Source organism: Arthrobacter sp. BK1 (assembly GCF_056680055.1).
Window position 1 is genome coordinate 2,506,603 of the sequence record NZ_CM155263.1, and the last position, 14,967, is coordinate 2,521,569.

The 14,967-nt window shown below is 64.1% G+C and carries 16 protein-coding genes and 1 rRNA gene; 13 read left to right on the forward strand and 4 right to left on the reverse strand.

Annotation, left to right across the window (positions count from 1 at the left end; translation table 11 throughout):
• Window positions 1-69: 69 nt before the first annotated feature.
• The 7 genes from AC1MCA_RS11370 to AC1MCA_RS11400 all read left to right on the forward strand — a co-directional run bounded on the left by AC1MCA_RS11370 (window position 70) and on the right by AC1MCA_RS11400 (window position 7,120).
• Window positions 70-801 carry a hypothetical protein gene (locus tag AC1MCA_RS11370; protein ID WP_479797107.1) on the forward strand — a complete coding sequence of 244 codons (732 nt, stop codon included), beginning with the start codon at window positions 70-72 and terminating at the stop codon, window positions 799-801.
• A 154-nt stretch (window positions 802-955) separates the two neighbouring features.
• Complete coding sequence (locus AC1MCA_RS11375) at window positions 956-2,047, forward strand: iron-siderophore ABC transporter substrate-binding protein (protein WP_479797109.1); 1,092 nt, start codon at window positions 956-958, stop codon at window positions 2,045-2,047.
• A 10-nt stretch (window positions 2,048-2,057) separates the two neighbouring features.
• Complete coding sequence (locus AC1MCA_RS11380) at window positions 2,058-3,164, forward strand: FecCD family ABC transporter permease (protein ID WP_479797111.1); 1,107 nt, start codon at window positions 2,058-2,060, stop codon at window positions 3,162-3,164.
• Between the two features lie 77 nt (window positions 3,165-3,241).
• Complete coding sequence (locus tag AC1MCA_RS11385) at window positions 3,242-4,276, forward strand: FecCD family ABC transporter permease (protein ID WP_479797115.1); 1,035 nt, start codon at window positions 3,242-3,244, stop codon at window positions 4,274-4,276.
• Between the two features lies 1 nt (window position 4,277).
• Window positions 4,278-5,093: an ABC transporter ATP-binding protein gene (locus AC1MCA_RS11390; RefSeq protein WP_479797116.1), complete on the forward strand. Its 816-nt coding sequence runs from the start codon at window positions 4,278-4,280 to the stop codon at window positions 5,091-5,093.
• The gene (locus AC1MCA_RS11395; RefSeq protein ID WP_479797118.1) at window positions 5,090-6,130 is read left to right on the forward strand and encodes a siderophore-interacting protein; all 1,041 of its coding nucleotides are present in this window, start codon (window positions 5,090-5,092) and stop codon (window positions 6,128-6,130) included. Before AC1MCA_RS11390 ends, AC1MCA_RS11395 begins: the two co-directional genes overlap by 4 nt.
• A 183-nt stretch (window positions 6,131-6,313) precedes the next feature.
• Window positions 6,314-7,120 carry an SGNH/GDSL hydrolase family protein gene (locus AC1MCA_RS11400; RefSeq protein WP_479797120.1) on the forward strand — a complete coding sequence of 269 codons (807 nt, stop codon included), beginning with the start codon at window positions 6,314-6,316 and terminating at the stop codon, window positions 7,118-7,120.
• On the opposite strand, the gene AC1MCA_RS11405 is transcribed toward AC1MCA_RS11400, so the two are convergent.
• A complete protein-coding gene (locus tag AC1MCA_RS11405; protein WP_479797121.1) occupies window positions 7,117-7,404 on the reverse strand; it encodes a YciI family protein in 288 nt (95 codons plus the stop codon). The genes AC1MCA_RS11400 and AC1MCA_RS11405 overlap by 4 nt on opposite strands.
• 60 nt (window positions 7,405-7,464) lie before the next feature.
• Between AC1MCA_RS11405 and AC1MCA_RS11410 the strand changes: the two genes are divergently transcribed.
• Entirely contained in the window at window positions 7,465-7,944 is a 480-nt protein-coding gene (locus AC1MCA_RS11410) for a MarR family winged helix-turn-helix transcriptional regulator (protein ID WP_108598671.1), read from the forward strand.
• Between the two features lie 39 nt (window positions 7,945-7,983).
• Complete coding sequence (locus tag AC1MCA_RS11415; protein WP_479797123.1) at window positions 7,984-8,751, forward strand: SGNH/GDSL hydrolase family protein; 768 nt, start codon at window positions 7,984-7,986, stop codon at window positions 8,749-8,751.
• Here AC1MCA_RS11415 and AC1MCA_RS11420 read toward each other — a convergent pair.
• The 3 genes from AC1MCA_RS11420 to AC1MCA_RS11430 are packed head-to-tail and all read right to left on the reverse strand — an operon-like array spanning window position 8,732 to window position 11,524.
• Entirely contained in the window at window positions 8,732-9,487 is a 756-nt protein-coding gene (locus AC1MCA_RS11420) for an FAD:protein FMN transferase (RefSeq protein ID WP_479803363.1), read from the reverse strand. The genes AC1MCA_RS11415 and AC1MCA_RS11420 overlap by 20 nt on opposite strands.
• Before the next feature lie 55 nt (window positions 9,488-9,542).
• Window positions 9,543-10,061, reverse strand: a complete 519-nt coding sequence (locus tag AC1MCA_RS11425) for an FMN-binding protein (protein ID WP_479797126.1) — start codon at window positions 10,059-10,061, stop codon at window positions 9,543-9,545.
• A complete protein-coding gene (locus AC1MCA_RS11430) occupies window positions 10,058-11,524 on the reverse strand; it encodes a ferredoxin reductase family protein (protein ID WP_479797128.1) in 1,467 nt (488 codons plus the stop codon). Before AC1MCA_RS11430 ends, AC1MCA_RS11425 begins: the two co-directional genes overlap by 4 nt.
• A 351-nt stretch (window positions 11,525-11,875) precedes the next feature.
• On the opposite strand from AC1MCA_RS11430, the gene rpmB reads away from it, so the two are divergent.
• From rpmB to AC1MCA_RS11450, 4 genes are all read left to right on the forward strand, one after another.
• A complete protein-coding gene (gene rpmB, locus AC1MCA_RS11435; protein ID WP_108598676.1) occupies window positions 11,876-12,112 on the forward strand; it encodes a 50S ribosomal protein L28 in 237 nt (78 codons plus the stop codon).
• The gene (gene rpmG / locus AC1MCA_RS11440; protein ID WP_011693743.1) at window positions 12,112-12,279 is read left to right on the forward strand and encodes a 50S ribosomal protein L33; all 168 of its coding nucleotides are present in this window, start codon (window positions 12,112-12,114) and stop codon (window positions 12,277-12,279) included. Before rpmB ends, rpmG begins: the two co-directional genes overlap by 1 nt.
• Window positions 12,280-12,283: 4 nt before the next feature.
• Window positions 12,284-12,589, forward strand: coding sequence for a 30S ribosomal protein S14 (gene rpsN / locus AC1MCA_RS11445; RefSeq protein WP_011693742.1), 306 nt, complete (start codon window positions 12,284-12,286; stop codon window positions 12,587-12,589).
• A 665-nt stretch (window positions 12,590-13,254) separates the two neighbouring features.
• A 16S ribosomal RNA gene (locus tag AC1MCA_RS11450) occupies window positions 13,255-14,777 on the forward strand.
• The last annotated feature ends 190 nt before the right edge of the window (window positions 14,778-14,967 follow it).

Here is a 14,967-nt window from a genome sequence, read left to right on the forward strand (position 1 = left end):
TTGCGGAACGCTGGGTCCCGCGTCTGACGCCTGCTGAGTTTGACGGCCTTCTTTGGAAAGGCACCACCGATGCACCCAGTTCATCGCGCCCGCACCTTTGCGGCTCTCGCGACCCTCGCAGCCCTTACCCTCACGGGCTGCATGGCAAACGTCTCATCAGACGCTGCCGGCACTCCTGCCGCAGGGGCCACCGCCCCGGCGTCAGCGAGCGCGACCCCTGTCCCCAGCGGCACGGCGAGCCCGGCGACGGCGGGTGAGCGGCCGACGTCGTCCGCTCCCACGGCATCAGCGCCAGCGCCTGCCGGGCTGGCAACGTACACATTCCCGGCCGGGCGGCTTTCCTTTAAGTACCCGGCCGACTGGCGGGTGGAGCTGTTTGAGGCCTCGGCGTCGCCGCTGGTGGGAACAGCCACGGTTTATGACGCGACCGGGCAGCGGCAGGCCGAGATCTACACAGGCGTCATCGCGGATGGCGTGAGCAGCCCCGTCATCCGGACCGTGTTCGAGTCCCTGCCGGTTCCCGGGCTCCAGGGGCAGCCAGAACCTGCGGCCCACTACTCCTTTTATGTGGACAACGTGAACGACATCCCCAGGTACCGCATGCACCTGACGCCGGGGGCTCCCATTGCCGGGGCGGAGATGGGGCTGCCCGGACTTATCCGGATCGGTGAGCGGATCCTGATTGCCGAAGTCACGTTCATTGACAACCCGTTCGCGAGCGAAGACGCCGCCAAAGCGTGGCTCGCGGGGGAAGAAGGCCAGGCGCTGAAGGCCCTCATGATGAGCATTTCCTACAGCTGACACGCCAACCACCAGGGGCGCTCCTTCACGAAAGTGGGGGAGCGCTTTTTGTGTCCTTCGTCATGTATGTCAATTACGCCATGACAACGTTGCGTAATTCACAGGAGGCTAGGCTACCCTTACTTAGGTTCGCATCATTGACCTAAGGAGTTCCGTGACTTCCCCCCTCTTCTCCGGCCCCCGTGCCACCCGTCGCACGCTGCTCAAGACAGCCGGCAAGGCAACGGCCGTCCTGGCCGCCGCGGCGCTCAGCCTGTCCGCCTGCTCTACCGGACCTGCGGCCTCCACCTCGGATGCCACCACTTCCAGCTCCAGCAGCGCACAGTTCCCGGTCACCATCAAGCACGTCTTTGGCGAAACCATTATCAAGGAACAGCCCACCCGTGTAGCCACCGTCTCCTGGGTCAATGACGACGTAGCCATTGCCCTCGGTGTTGTTCCTGTGGGCGTCCCCAAGAACGAGTGGGGCGGCAACGAGCAGGGCTCCACACCGTGGAAGGACGCGGCACTGACGGAACTCGGCGCCGGTTTCGGCACGGAAAAGGCTCCGGTCCAGTACTCCGAGGCCGACGGCATCAACTTCACGGAGATCGCAAAGCTCACCCCTGACGTCATCCTGGCCGCCTACTCCGGCCTGACCGAAGAGGACTACAAGAAGCTCAGCGAGATCGCCCCTGTGGTGGCCCACCCCGAGGTGGCCTACGGAACGTCCTGGCAGGACTCCACCTCCATTATCGGTAAGGCCCTTGGCAAGGACGCGGAGGCCACCAAGCTGATCTCCGATACCGAGGCCACCATCAAGGACAAGGTGTCCAAGTACCCGCAGATCGCCGGCAAGAGCTACATCTACGGCAACCTGGAGCCCGCCTCGGCCGACGGTGTCAACGTCTATACCGCCAACGACAACCGCCCCCGCTTCCTGAGCGAGATCGGCATGACGCTTGCCCCCGTTGTGGAGGAGAACTCGAAGGGCTCCAAGGAATTCTTCATCCGGTGGTCCGCTGAGAAGGCCAATGAACTCGAATCCGACATCTTCGTGACCTGGGTCCCGGATGCAGCCACCACCGATTCCATCAAGGCGGACCCGCTGCTCGGCCAGATCCCGGCCATCCAGAGCGGCGCCCTGGTTGCCGATTCGGACAACACCCTGACGCTGTCCATCTCCGCTTCCTCCCCGCTGAGCCTGCCGTGGTCACTGGACACGTTCCTCCCGCAGCTGGCCACCGCCGCGGACGCAGTGAAGTAAATACCGTCCCATGACCGAAAGTACGACGACGGCGCCCAGCCAGAGGCGAGGCCTCAGCGCTTTGGTGCCGCCTAAGCGCCGAGAGCTCACCTCTCAGCGCCCCGCCGCCGGCCGCGCGCGCCCCCGGGGCAAGCAAGCCGCCTGGCTGCTGGCCGCCGTCGTCGTACTTGTTGTGCTGACCGCCGCATCGTTGGCCATCGGTGCCCGCGGACTTTCCCCCGTCACCGTGTGGCAGGCGCTCACCCAATTCGATCCCGCCAACGGCGACCACGCTGTTGTCCACGCCCGCATCCCGCGCACCGTCCTGGGACTTCTCGCCGGCAGTGCCCTGGGCCTTGCCGGCGCTGCCATGCAGGGTGTGGCCCGGAACCCGCTGGCGGACCCCGGCATTATGGGCGTCAACGCCGGCGCCGCCCTGGCCGTGGTCACCGGCATCTACATCTTCGGCATCTCCTCCCTCACCGGCTACATCTGGTTCGCTTTCATCGGTGCAGCGGCGGCCGCCGTCGTGGTGTACCTCGTCGCTTCCCTGGGCAGGGACGGTGCAACCCCGGTCAAGCTCGCCCTTGCCGGCGCAGCACTCAGCGCCGGACTGTTCTCGCTGATGAACGTCATCCTGGTCTCCAGCCAGGACACCCTGGACCGCTTCCGTTTCTGGCAGGTGGGCGGTATTGCCGGCCGCGACTGGTCCGTAGTGCTTCCGGGCCTGCCGTTCCTGGCAGTAGGGGCCCTGATTGTCCTTTCCACCGGACGGATCCTCAACAGCCTGGCCCTGGGCGACGACATCGCCCGCGGCCTCGGCCAGCGAGTGGGCCTTGCACGGGGGATTACTGCCCTGGGCATTGTGCTGCTCTGCGGTTCGGCAACGGCGCTGGCCGGACCCATCGGCTTCGTGGGACTGGTCGTTCCGCACGCCGTCCGCTCCCTGACGGGTCCTGACTACCGCTGGATCCTGCCGTTCTCCCTGGTTCTGGCCCCGGCGCTGCTCCTCGGCTCCGATATCGTTGGCCGCGTCATCCTGCTCCCCGGAGAGGTCCCGGCCGGCATTATGACGGCCCTTATCGGCGCACCGGTCTTCGTCTGGCTGATCCGCCGCGGGAAAGGGGCCGGGCTGTGAAACTCACCGAAACCGTCCCCAGACCCCCCGTTGCCCTGTCACTTCCGGCCGTCAAAACCGGGTTTCGGCGGCCAAAAGTGATAGCGCAAGGTTGGCGGACAGGGTTTCTGGCGGCCGGCGTCATCCTCCTGTTTGCTGTCTATGTCCTGCTCGGCAGCTACACCGTGACCATCCCGGACTTTTTCAAGATCGTGATCGCCCACCTGACAGGCGGCGAACGGATCCCCGGCGCCAGCTTCATCGTGATGGAAAACAAGCTGCCGCGGGCCGTGATCGGGACCATGATCGGGGTGGCCTTCGGCCTGGCCGGCGGACTGTTCCAGACCATGCTCCGCAACCCGCTGGCCAGCCCCGATGTGATCGGCATCAGCTACGGCGCCAGCGCTGCAGCAGTCACGGCCATCGTGGTCTTCGGCGCATCCGGTGCGGCGGTTTCCGGCGCCGCCCTGGCAGGAGCCTTGGGAGTGGCAGCCGTCATCTACGCCATCTCCCGCGGCGGATCACTCGGCTCCGGCGGCGGCAACCGTGGAAACGCTGCCGGAAACCGGCTGATCCTGGCAGGCGTAGGCATCGCCGCCGCCCTGCACGCAGTGGTCAGCTTCCTGATGACCCGCGCGGACATCCGCACCGCAGCCGATGCACTCGTCTGGCTCAACGGGTCCCTCAACTCCGCCAACTGGGACCGGGCCACGATGCTGTCCCTGGCACTCCTGGTCCTGATTCCGGCCGTCATCGCCCTCGCCGGCCCGCTCCGCATCCTGGAACTCGGCGACGACGCCGCGGCCGGACTGGGCATCCGCGTCGGCTTCACCCGCCTCGCCGTGGTGGTCACGGCAGTAGCGCTGGCAGCGGTGGCGACGGCGGCAGCAGGCCCGGTTGCATTCGTCGCCTTCCTCGCCGGTCCCATCGCCCGGCGCGTCACGAACAAAGCCAGCCTGCCGGCGTCGGCCCTTGTTGGGGCGCTCATTGTCCTGGCGGCCGATTACTTCGCCGCCAACATCGCCCCCCTGCTGCTGGACGGCACCGTGCTGCCCGTCGGCGTCATCACCGGCGCGCTCGGTGCCCCGTTCCTGCTGTGGCTCCTGGTCACGGCCAACCGGAAGGATGCCTGACATGGCTGTTCTCAGCGCCAAGGACCTCACGCTGAAATACGATCAGCGCTGCGTGGTGGACGGCCTCACGGCTGATATCCCCGAGGGCAAGGTGACCATGATCGTGGGCGCCAACGCCTGCGGCAAGTCCACGCTGCTCCGCGGACTGTCCCGCCTGCTCAAGCCTGCCGCCGGAGCGGTCACGCTGGACGGGAAGGACATCCACTCCCGCCCCGCCCGCGAACTGGCCCGCACCCTGGGACTCCTCCCGCAGCACCCCACCGCGCCGGACGGCATTGCCGTCCGCGACCTTGTGGGGCGCGGGCGGTACCCGCACCAGGGCTTCTTCCGGAGCTGGAGCCCGGAGGACGACGCCGCCGTGCAGCGCGCGCTCGAAGCGACCGAAACGCTGGACCTCGCCGATCGGAACGTCGACGAGCTCTCCGGCGGACAGCGCCAGCGCGTCTGGATCGCGATGGCACTGGCCCAGGAAACGGAGGTCCTCCTGCTGGACGAGCCCACCACCTACCTGGACCTGGCCCACCAGGTGGAAGTCCTGGACCTCGTCACGGACCTGAACCGCAAACGCGGCACCACCGTGGCCATCGTCCTGCACGACCTGAACCTGGCGGCACGCTACGCGGACCACGTCATCGCCATGAAGAACGGCGCAGTCGTTGCCCTCGGCGATCCCTCTGCTGTTGTTACCGAGGAGCTGGTCCGCAGCGTCTTCGGCCTCGAATCCCGGGTGATCCCTGATCCGGTCTCAGGCACGCCACTGATCATTCCCATCGGACGCCACCACACCACCGCCACTGAATTGGAGCTCGTTTCATGAAGACCCGCGATATTGCCGCCACCCAGCCCATGACCCTGGCCTTCGAGGTCACCGTATCCTCCGTGCAGGAGCTGAGCCCCAACTTCCGCCGGATCACCTTTGGCGGGTACTGCCTGCGTGACTTCGGCGTGAACGGCGACACCTTGGACCTGCGGATCAAGCTCATGATCCCCTCCCTCGCGGACGACGGCACGGAGATCCCCCTGCCCGCCTTCGAGATGGCGCAGTCCGGCTGGTACCAGGAATGGCTGGCCATGGACGCGGCCGTCCGGGGCTCCATGCGCACCTACACTGTCCGCGGGTCGCGGCTGGACTCGGTGTACCCGGAAATTGACGTCGACTTCGTCATGCACTTTGATGCGGAGGGCAACGGCGGCCCGGCCGCCAACTGGGCCCTCAAAGCCAAACCGGGCGATGCCATCACCATCATCGGCCCCAACAACCGCGCCGCCCAGTGCTACACCGCCGAGATCTACGGCGGGATCGAGTGGCGGCCCGGAATGGCACAGCGCGTCCTCCTCGCCGGTGACGAAACCGCCGTTCCCGCCATCTCCGCCATCCTCGAAAGCCTGCCGCCCTACATGACCGGCCACGCCTTCCTGGAGGTCCCGGAGGCCGGAGACTTCCTTGAACTGACGTCGCCGGCCGACGTCCAGATCACCTGGCTGGCGCGCGGCGCAGCCATCGGACGCGCCCGCCCGCACGGGGAACTGCTGCAGGACGCGGTGCGAAAGGCCGTCCCCGTTCCGGGCTGGGTGGGGATCAAAGCGTCCGACGCCGGCGCAGGCCCGGAGCCCGAGGACGTCAATGTGGACGTGGACATCCTCTGGGAGACCCCGGCGCGGATGGAAACCGCCGAGATCGAGGCCAGCAAGAACCCCGACGTTCCGGCGGGCGGCATGCCCTTCTATGCCTGGATCGCCGGCGAGGCGGCCGTCATTAAGGACATGCGGCGGTACCTGGTGCGGGACGTGGGGATCGACCGGAAGCAGGTCGCGTTCATGGGCTACTGGCGCCGCGGCAAGGCCGAGCTCTAAGGTTCGCAGGCCCGGGCCGGAGGGCAGACGTCCGGCCCCACCCCAAACGCTCTCGCACTTAATGTGGGTTTTTTCCAGACGCTCTTGCAGTTCCTGTCGCTGGCCGTTAACCCTGTTGTTTCCTTGGTTGGTTAGCGTGGCGGGGTGTGCGCTTATTCTTTGCTTCCTTCGAGTGGGCGGCGTGTGTTTGTTGCCCTCGGGGATTCGTTTACCGAGGGCGTGGGGGACCGGGACGAGCGGCTGCCCAACGGGGTCCGGGGCTGGGCTGACCGGGTAGCGGAGAAACTCGCGAAGGCGGAACCTGGCTGGGAATACGCCAACCTGGCCATCCGGAGCAAACGCCTGCGGCACGTCATCAGCGAGCAGTTGGAGCCGGCACTCGCCATGAAACCCACGCTGGTTACGCTGTACGCCGGCGGCAACGACATCCTGGACATCGGCACCGACATGACTGCCTTGATGGACGAGTATGAGGGCGTGGTGGCACAGCTTGCCGGGAGTGGGGCGACGGTGGTCCTCTTCACCGGGTTCGACGTCAAGGTTTCCGCCGTCCTGGAACTGCTGAAGAAGCGCAATACGTTCTACAACCAGCGCGTGCGAACGATTGCCACTACCTACGGCGCCGTCCTGGTCGACTACTGGTGCCTGGACGCCTTCCACGACCGGCGGATGTGGGACTCGGACAGGCTTCACATGTCCAAGGCCGGCCACAAGTACCTCGCCGGGCAAGTGTTGGACCAGCTTGGAGTGCCGCATAAGATCCGTCCCAAGGAGTGGGAACCGCTCGAAAGACTCAGCCTCAGGGAGTGGGAACAGCGTCAGCGAAGCTGGGTGAGGGAGTGGGTGCTGCCACTTTTCGGCCGCAAAATCCGGGGCGTCACGCTGGGCGACACCCTCAAACCGCGCTGGCCGGACCCGGTCAAGGTGCCGCGGAAGGGCGGGCTGAAGAAGTTGGCCGAAAAGAACCGGGCAAAGGCCGGAAAATCCTAGGTATCCAACAGGTTTTCAAAGCCCGGCGCCACCCTGTTGGCCGCGAATTCCATGACTTCGAAGTCAGCCACGCCGTTGATGTAGAAGGGATCCTTGGCCAGGCTGCCGTCGAGAGTCTGCCGGTCCGCCCTGGACAGCAACAGCCCGCCGGTGCGGGGGACCTTGCGTCCGGCTGCAACAAAGACGCCGTCGTCGAAGGCATTCTTCAGCCATTCAACATGGCCCGGCAGGTGAAACTCCACAATGTCTTCGGGCACTTTGTAAGTCAGGGACACAACATACATGGGCACAATCTTACCGGGGCGTCGGCCAGCCACTTGAACTGTCAAGCATAGAATGGATTCATGACCGAACCGCGCTGGCTCAATGCCGATGAACGCCGTGCTTGGCTGGCCATGCTGAGCATCAACACCATGCTTCCCGCCGCGCTGGACAACCAGCTGCACACCGCCGGCAAAGTGTCGCTGTTCGATTACAACGTCATGGCCATGCTGTCCGAAGCCGAGGGCCGCTTCCTGCCGATGAGTGAACTGGCCGCCCGGACCAGCTCCTCGCTGTCCAGGCTCTCGCACGTTGTGTCCAAGCTGGAGAAGCGCGGCTGGCTGGAACGGCGTCCGCACCCCCGGGATGCACGCGTCACCACTGCACACCTGTCCGACGACGGGATGGCCACTTTGGTGTCACTGGCACCGGGGCACGTGGAAGCGGTCCGCACCAAGTTCCTGGACGCCCTGACAGACCGCGATGTCAACGATTTGGCCCGCATCGCGGAAAAGATTGTGGCCCGCCTCGACGATGACCACTGGATCCTCCGCGAAAGCTGATTCTTGGTTGCCTGCAGCAACAGGTGGCACACTGGCGCTATGGATTTTTCGACCCGCTTCGTAGCCCTCGGCGATTCCTTCACGGAAGGCGTGGGTGATGACGATCCCGCGCGCCCCAACGGTGTCCGCGGCTGGGCTGACCGGGTAGCGGAACAGCTGGGTGCGGCGGATCCGGGCTTCGGGTACGCCAACCTCGCCATCCGCGGCAGGAAACTTCGCCAGATTATGGCCGAACAGGTGGACGCCGCCGTCGAACTTAATCCCACCCTGGTGACCATTTACGCAGGTGCCAATGACATCCTGCGGCCCAGGATCGACATCGATGATCTGCTGGCCGAGTACGACGCCGGAATTGGCAAGCTGGCCGCGACCGGGGCAACGGTTGTGGTGTTCACCGGGTTCGACGCACGCGGTTCCAAGGTTTTCAGCACCATGCGCGGCCGCACGGCCATCTACAACGAACTGGTCCGCGGCATCGCCGGGGACCACGGCGCACTGCTGGTGGATTACTGGCGCTTCAACGAGTACTACGACTGGGGAATGTGGGCCCGGGACCGGATGCACATGTCCGCCGCCGGGCACGCCAACATGGCCAAGCGCGTCCTGGCGGTGCTGCAGCATGACCACTCCATTGAGGTCCCGCCGATGACGCCGGTCCCGGAACTGAGCCGGGCCGACGCCCTCCGCGCCAACGCCCGCTGGGTCCGCGAATTTGCCGGGCCGTGGGTGGTCCGGCGCGTGACGGGCAAGTCCTCCGGGGACGGGCTGGCGCCCAGGTACCCTCAGCTCACGAGACTCCAGCCCTAAAACCAGGGGTTGCCAGCAGCCGGCCATCGGTCCTGACAGCGAGGACGTCGATATCCCAGCCGTCAGTGGCGCGGTTCAGCATCGGTACTCCGCCGGCGACGATCGCCGTGGCTAAAACGTCCGCGGTGACGATGTCCTTGGCCAGCACCGATACCTGCATAAACTCACTGCCTGAAGCTGCCGCGGACCAAATGTGGTCCCCCCGTTCCGCCGAACCTGAGGTCGCCAACGCCTCATGCCCGCGTCCGTGCCCCAGCGGATAGCCGGTGAGCAGGGCCCCGCGGTCCAGGGGATCGATGATGCCGGCATCCCAGAGTTCGTAGCTTCCGGGCTCCGGCGAACCGCTGACCAGGATGTCCCCGCCGGCGTTCAGGCACCAGTCCGCGCGCCCTAGAGCCAGCAGCGAGGTCCCCGACTCGCGGACCGCATGGGCCTTGATGAGGCCGGAAAGGTCCAGTACGCCGTCGGGCCTTTCGGGTGTGAACGCGCCCTCGGTGCGCAGCCGCCACGTCATTGCCTCCTCGTACCGCTCACGCATGGCCGGCGACGCCGCCCGGAGCGAAAGGTCGCCTCGTGCCAGCCTGCTGGCTTCGGAATCCGGCCGGTACAGACTGAATGTCTGGTCCAGGTCACGGAACAGGCGTTCGACGACGGCGGCAGCCGCTGCCAGCTCGTCGTCCGGCGGGTTTCCTCCCGGGATTGCGACGGGCAGGGTGAGGCTGATGACGGTGCCCATGCTCTGGAAAGTCCTTGCCTTCAGGAGCGGCCGCGGGGGAGTGGCGGGGACGTTCTCAGAGGTTCGCGGCATCAATGGCTGCCTGGAGGGACGTGAGGTAGGCGTTGCTGGTGACGGTGGCCCCGCTGATGCTCTTGACGTCGGCCGACTGGGCGGCCAGTACTTCGCTGCGCAGCAAAGGCGCGGCCCGGTTGCTGATCTGGATGGACTTCCGGTCATCGTCCGTGAGCTGGAGCGCTGTGACATCGGTGATTGCCCCGGCTTTCACGGTGATCTGCACCTGGACCGAGCCGAACCGCGTGGGTACCACGGCGCCGTCGTACGTGGCTGCAGCAGCGGCCGCCGCGCCAGCGGAACCGGCTGCTCCGGACGATCCGGACGCCGGTGCGGCGGCCTGGCTCGATGAATCCAACGAACCTGAGGCGCCGGTCGCTCCGGTTCCACCCGTGTCTGTGCCGGCCGATGTGGACGCCGCCGAGCTGTGGATTTCCGCTACCTGCACTCCGGCCTGCCAGCCGGCGAGGAGGATGCCGGCCGAGGCCAGGGCCGCTGATACTGCTCCCCGTGCTTTCACCAGTCGAACCTTTCGTGATGGATTTGTTCCGGCCCGACGCCGGCAGCGTGGGCAGCTACGACGACGTTGCGGGCCCAGGCCGCCGGCCCGCAGATGTAGACGTCCGCCTCCGCAATGTCCGGGGCATAGGATGCCAGGTCATAGCCGGCGCGCACAGCGTCTTCCGGCAACCAGCCTTTCTCGTCCCAAGGCACACGGGGACCTGTCAGATGGAAAAGCCTGGCACCGCGGTTTTCGCAGAGCTCCAGGATCTCGGATCCCAGGTAGAGCTCCTGTTCGGTGTGGCCGCGCAGCAGGACGGTAGCGCTGCCGGGAGCAAACGGTGTGCTTTCCAGCAGGGCGCGCAACGGTGTGATGCCGATTCCCGCACCGATCATCACCACTTTGTCCCGGGTACGCGCGGCCGTGCCGAACATTCCGTACGGGCCTTCCACAGCAACCCTGGTGCCGGGCCGCAGCCTCATGAGTTGGGCGGAACCCCGGCCCAGATTCCGGACGGTGATGCGCAGCTTCGATTCACCCTGGGGTCCGGATGCCAGGGGTTCGGCCGACAGGCTGAAGGGGTGCGGATGCCACCACAGGCCGGGGGACAGGAAGCGCCAGATGAAGAAGCGTCCGCCATTCCCGGAGAGCCTGTCCAGCTGGTACCCGGTCATTTCGATGTTGACCACGCCCGGGGCAACCCTGGTCACCCGGCTGACTGTGAGCTGATGCCGGGACGTGGCAACGATAGGCTGAGCCACCCGGAAATACAGCAGGGCAGCGCCGGTGGCGATGCAGATGGCCAGCCAATACGCCCGCTGCCAGGTCCCCTCCGCGAACAGCCCGCCCACGCTGAATTGGTGCGGAAGGGATGTGCCGACGGCGGCATACGTCAGCAGGTGCACGGCGTACCAGAACTCGTAGGGGAACCGACGCCGCACCGCCACCAGCGAGGTGACCACCACCGCGATGAACAGGGCCAGCGACACGAAGGCCAGCCACATATCGGGTACCAATACCCACAGGGCAATCGATTCGCTAATGGGATTGAGGCCCTCCGCCATGCCGTAGCCGACGGCTATCAGGAGCCCGTGGGCCAGCAACAGGTACAGCGACGGTTTGCCGAGCTTGCGGTGGAATTCAAGTGCCCTGTCATGGCCGAAGGTACGGTCAATCAGGGGGATCCGGGCGGCCAGGAGCAGCATCAGCAGGACCAGGTCCATTCCTGCCAACCCGGCCACAATTCCCAGTGCGGTAAACGCGGCGGCGGGTGAACTGATCACTGTTGCGCCGCCGTCGGCCAGCCACAAAGCCACCGCGGCTGCCACCGAACTCCAGGCGATAGCGGTCAGGGCGTCCATGCGGAGCAGGCGCCGGCGGTGCTGGCCGTGGAACAGGCCGGACCGGCCGTGGACCGGTCTGAGGCCCCGGTGGCCGGATGGGTTGTGGGCCGGAGCGGCCCGCCGGAGCTGTGTTGTCATGCTTCAAAGATGAACCCCGAAGCTTTCATTCAGCTGTGAAAATACCGGTCACCCAGCTATGAGTGCAGTGGCGACGGAGGTTGTCCCGGAGCCGCCCGATGCACGGCCCTTATACACCCGCTTGACGGCGGATTGGTCTTTAATTGCCTGAACTCGTAGACTTGGTGGGCGCTAAGTGCGCGGAGCGTGCGCAATTGCTCCGGTGGCCCGGTAATTTTCTGCAGGGTAGCCGGTAGTTAGGGGCTCAAGTTGCGTGACTAACCGTTCACCCTGATCACTTTGGGTCGCATCTAGACGCATGATCCTGCAGCAGATATGCGGATCATTACATTCAATTCTTGAGGAGAAGTCATGGCAGCACACTGCCAAGTGACCGGAGCCGAGCCGGGCTTTGGGCACAGCATTTCGCACTCGCACCGACGCAACAAGCGTCGGTTCGATCCGAACATCCAGAAGAAGCGCTACTGGGTTCCGTCCCTGCGCCGTAACGTCACGCTGCAGGTTTCTGCTCGTGGCATCAAGACCATCGACGTACGCGGCATCGACGTAGTCGTCGCCTCGATCCTGGCTCGTGGGGTGAAGCTCTAGTGGCTAAGGACAAGGACGTACGTCCGATCATCAAGCTCAAGTCGACCGCGGGCACGGGTTACACCTACGTGACGCGCAAGAACCGTCGTAACGATCCGGACCGTATGGTTCTGAAGAAGTACGACCCCCGCATCCGTAAGCACGTCGAATTCCGAGAGGAGCGCTAAGCACATGGCTAAGAAGTCAATGATCGCCAAGAACGAACAGCGTAAAGTCATCGTTGAGCGTTATGCTGCAAAGCGCCTCGAACTGAAGAAGGCTCTGGTTGACCCCGCGTCCACCGACGAGGCACGCGAAGCTGCACGCCTCGGCCTGCAGAAGCTGCCGCGCAACGCGTCGCCCGTCCGTCTGCGTAACCGCGACATCATCGACGGCCGTCCCCGCGGTACCTTCCAGAAGTTCGGTATCTCCCGTGTTCGCTTCCGCGACATGGCTCACCGTGGTGAGCTTCCGGGTATCACCAAGTCTTCCTGGTAATCCAGCACCGCTGATTCCAGCTGCTTGAGAAGGGCCGGCAACCGTTTGGTTGCCGGCCCTTCTGCTTTAAGCGTTGTGGTCCTGCCTGTGGGAGTGGTGCTTCGTGGTTGTGCTGCAGCACACAGAAACCGCGAACGACGGCGGCGCCCGGTTTTGAGGGTAGATGCCGCCTCAGGGCCCGGAACTGCGGGGTTTTGGCGTGGTGTGGGGGTGGATTTGCGGTGGGGGTTGGGTGGGTGTATTGTTTTCTAAGTCGCCGCGAGGGGAACAGCGAAGAGCTGGTTACCGCGGGCGGCCAAACCCCCTAATTCAAGTCCAGATTCTGGTGGCTCGTTTGAGTGCCTGGATGTGGTGGGGGTTCGGGTTTCTTGCTGGTGTTGGTCCTGGGATATGGATTTGCATCGGGGCGGGAGTTCGGGTAAGTTTGAAAAGTTGCTCCGGAGCGATCCACGGCTGAGTTGTTGTGGTGGTGCCGGGTGTGTCTGTTGTTTGAGAACTCAATAGTGTGCCAAGTTTGTTGATACCAATTGTTTTATTGATTGGTTGTTTTGGCCAGGCCTGTCCATCCCGTGGATGGTGTTTGGTTTTTACAGCTGGTTTCAAATTTTGCAGCCGTTTTGTCCCGTTTTCCCGGGGCTGGTGGTTGTGTTCGTTTTTGTTTTACTTCAACGGAGAGTTTGATCCTGGCTCAGGATGAACGCTGGCGGCGTGCTTAACACATGCAAGTCGAACGATGAAGCCAGCTTGCTGGTGGATTAGTGGCGAACGGGTGAGTAACACGTGAGTAACCTGCCCTTAACTCTGGGATAAGCCTGGGAAACTGGGTCTAATACCGGATATGACTCCTCATCGCATGGTGGGGGGTGGAAAGCTTTTTGTGGTTTTGGATGGACTCGCGGCCTATCAGCTTGTTGGTGAGGTAATGGCTCACCAAGGCGACGACGGGTAGCCGGCCTGAGAGGGTGACCGGCCACACTGGGACTGAGACACGGCCCAGACTCCTACGGGAGGCAGCAGTGGGGAATATTGCACAATGGGCGCAAGCCTGATGCAGCGACGCCGCGTGAGGGATGACGGCCTTCGGGTTGTAAACCTCTTTCAGTAGGGAAGAAGCGAAAGTGACGGTACCTGCAGAAGAAGCGCCGGCTAACTACGTGCCAGCAGCCGCGGTAATACGTAGGGCGCAAGCGTTATCCGGAATTATTGGGCGTAAAGAGCTCGTAGGCGGTTTGTCGCGTCTGCCGTGAAAGTCCGGGGCTCAACTCCGGATCTGCGGTGGGTACGGGCAGACTAGAGTGATGTAGGGGAGACTGGAATTCCTGGTGTAGCGGTGAAATGCGCAGATATCAGGAGGAACACCGATGGCGAAGGCAGGTCTCTGGGCATTAACTGACGCTGAGGAGCGAAAGCATGGGGAGCGAACAGGATTAGATACCCTGGTAGTCCATGCCGTAAACGTTGGGCACTAGGTGTGGGGGACATTCCACGTTTTCCGCGCCGTAGCTAACGCATTAAGTGCCCCGCCTGGGGAGTACGGCCGCAAGGCTAAAACTCAAAGGAATTGACGGGGGCCCGCACAAGCGGCGGAGCATGCGGATTAATTCGATGCAACGCGAAGAACCTTACCAAGGCTTGACATGGACTGGAAATACCTGGAAACAGGTGCCCCGCTTGCGGTCGGTTCACAGGTGGTGCATGGTTGTCGTCAGCTCGTGTCGTGAGATGTTGGGTTAAGTCCCGCAACGAGCGCAACCCTCGTTCTATGTTGCCAGCGCGTTATGGCGGGGACTCATAGGAGACTGCCGGGGTCAACTCGGAGGAAGGTGGGGACGACGTCAAATCATCATGCCCCTTATGTCTTGGGCTTCACGCATGCTACAATGGCCGGTACAAAGGGTTGCGATACTGTGAGGTGGAGCTAATCCCAAAAAGCCGGTCTCAGTTCGGATTGGGGTCTGCAACTCGACCCCATGAAGTCGGAGTCGCTAGTAATCGCAGATCAGCAACGCTGCGGTGAATACGTTCCCGGGCCTTGTACACACCGCCCGTCAAGTCACGAAAGTTGGTAACACCCGAAGCCGGTGGCCTAACCCCTTGTGGGAGGGAGCTGTCGAAGGTGGGACTGGCGATTGGGACTAAGTCGTAACAAGGTAGCCGTACCGGAAGGTGCGGCTGGATCACCTCCTTTCTAAGGAGCACCTACAACCGTCCTGCCGGATGTATGTCCGTGTGGTGGGGTTGTCAGGAGTATATGCCCGTTGCGCAGACGATTGTTCTGCGGCGGGTGCTCAAGGGTGGAATATCAACAAGTAGCGGCCGCGTGTTTTTTGTCCCGTCCAGTACGGATGTCCTGTTGTGGTTTACCACGGCCGGTGTCC

Bases quoted from the DNA above. Each gene is read 5' to 3' on its own strand.
- AC1MCA_RS11370 (WP_479797107.1), top strand. From the start codon at position 70: ATGCACCCAGTTCATCGCGCCCGCACCTTTGCGGCTCTCGCGACCCTC.
- AC1MCA_RS11380 (WP_479797111.1), top strand. From the start codon at position 2,058: ATGACCGAAAGTACGACGACGGCGCCCAGCCAGAGGCGAGGCCTCAGC.
- AC1MCA_RS11390 (WP_479797116.1), top strand. From the start codon at position 4,278: ATGGCTGTTCTCAGCGCCAAGGACCTCACGCTGAAATACGATCAGCGC.
- AC1MCA_RS11395 (WP_479797118.1), top strand. From the start codon at position 5,090: ATGAAGACCCGCGATATTGCCGCCACCCAGCCCATGACCCTGGCCTTC.
- AC1MCA_RS11405 (WP_479797121.1), bottom strand. From the start codon at position 7,404: ATGTATGTTGTGTCCCTGACTTACAAAGTGCCCGAAGACATTGTGGAG.
- AC1MCA_RS11410 (WP_108598671.1), top strand. From the start codon at position 7,465: ATGACCGAACCGCGCTGGCTCAATGCCGATGAACGCCGTGCTTGGCTG.
- AC1MCA_RS11415 (WP_479797123.1), top strand. From the start codon at position 7,984: ATGGATTTTTCGACCCGCTTCGTAGCCCTCGGCGATTCCTTCACGGAA.
- AC1MCA_RS11420 (WP_479803363.1), bottom strand. From the start codon at position 9,487: ATGGGCACCGTCATCAGCCTCACCCTGCCCGTCGCAATCCCGGGAGGA.
- AC1MCA_RS11430 (WP_479797128.1), bottom strand. From the start codon at position 11,524: ATGACAACACAGCTCCGGCGGGCCGCTCCGGCCCACAACCCATCCGGC.
- rpmB (WP_108598676.1), top strand. From the start codon at position 11,876: ATGGCAGCACACTGCCAAGTGACCGGAGCCGAGCCGGGCTTTGGGCAC.
- rpsN (WP_011693742.1), top strand. From the start codon at position 12,284: ATGGCTAAGAAGTCAATGATCGCCAAGAACGAACAGCGTAAAGTCATC.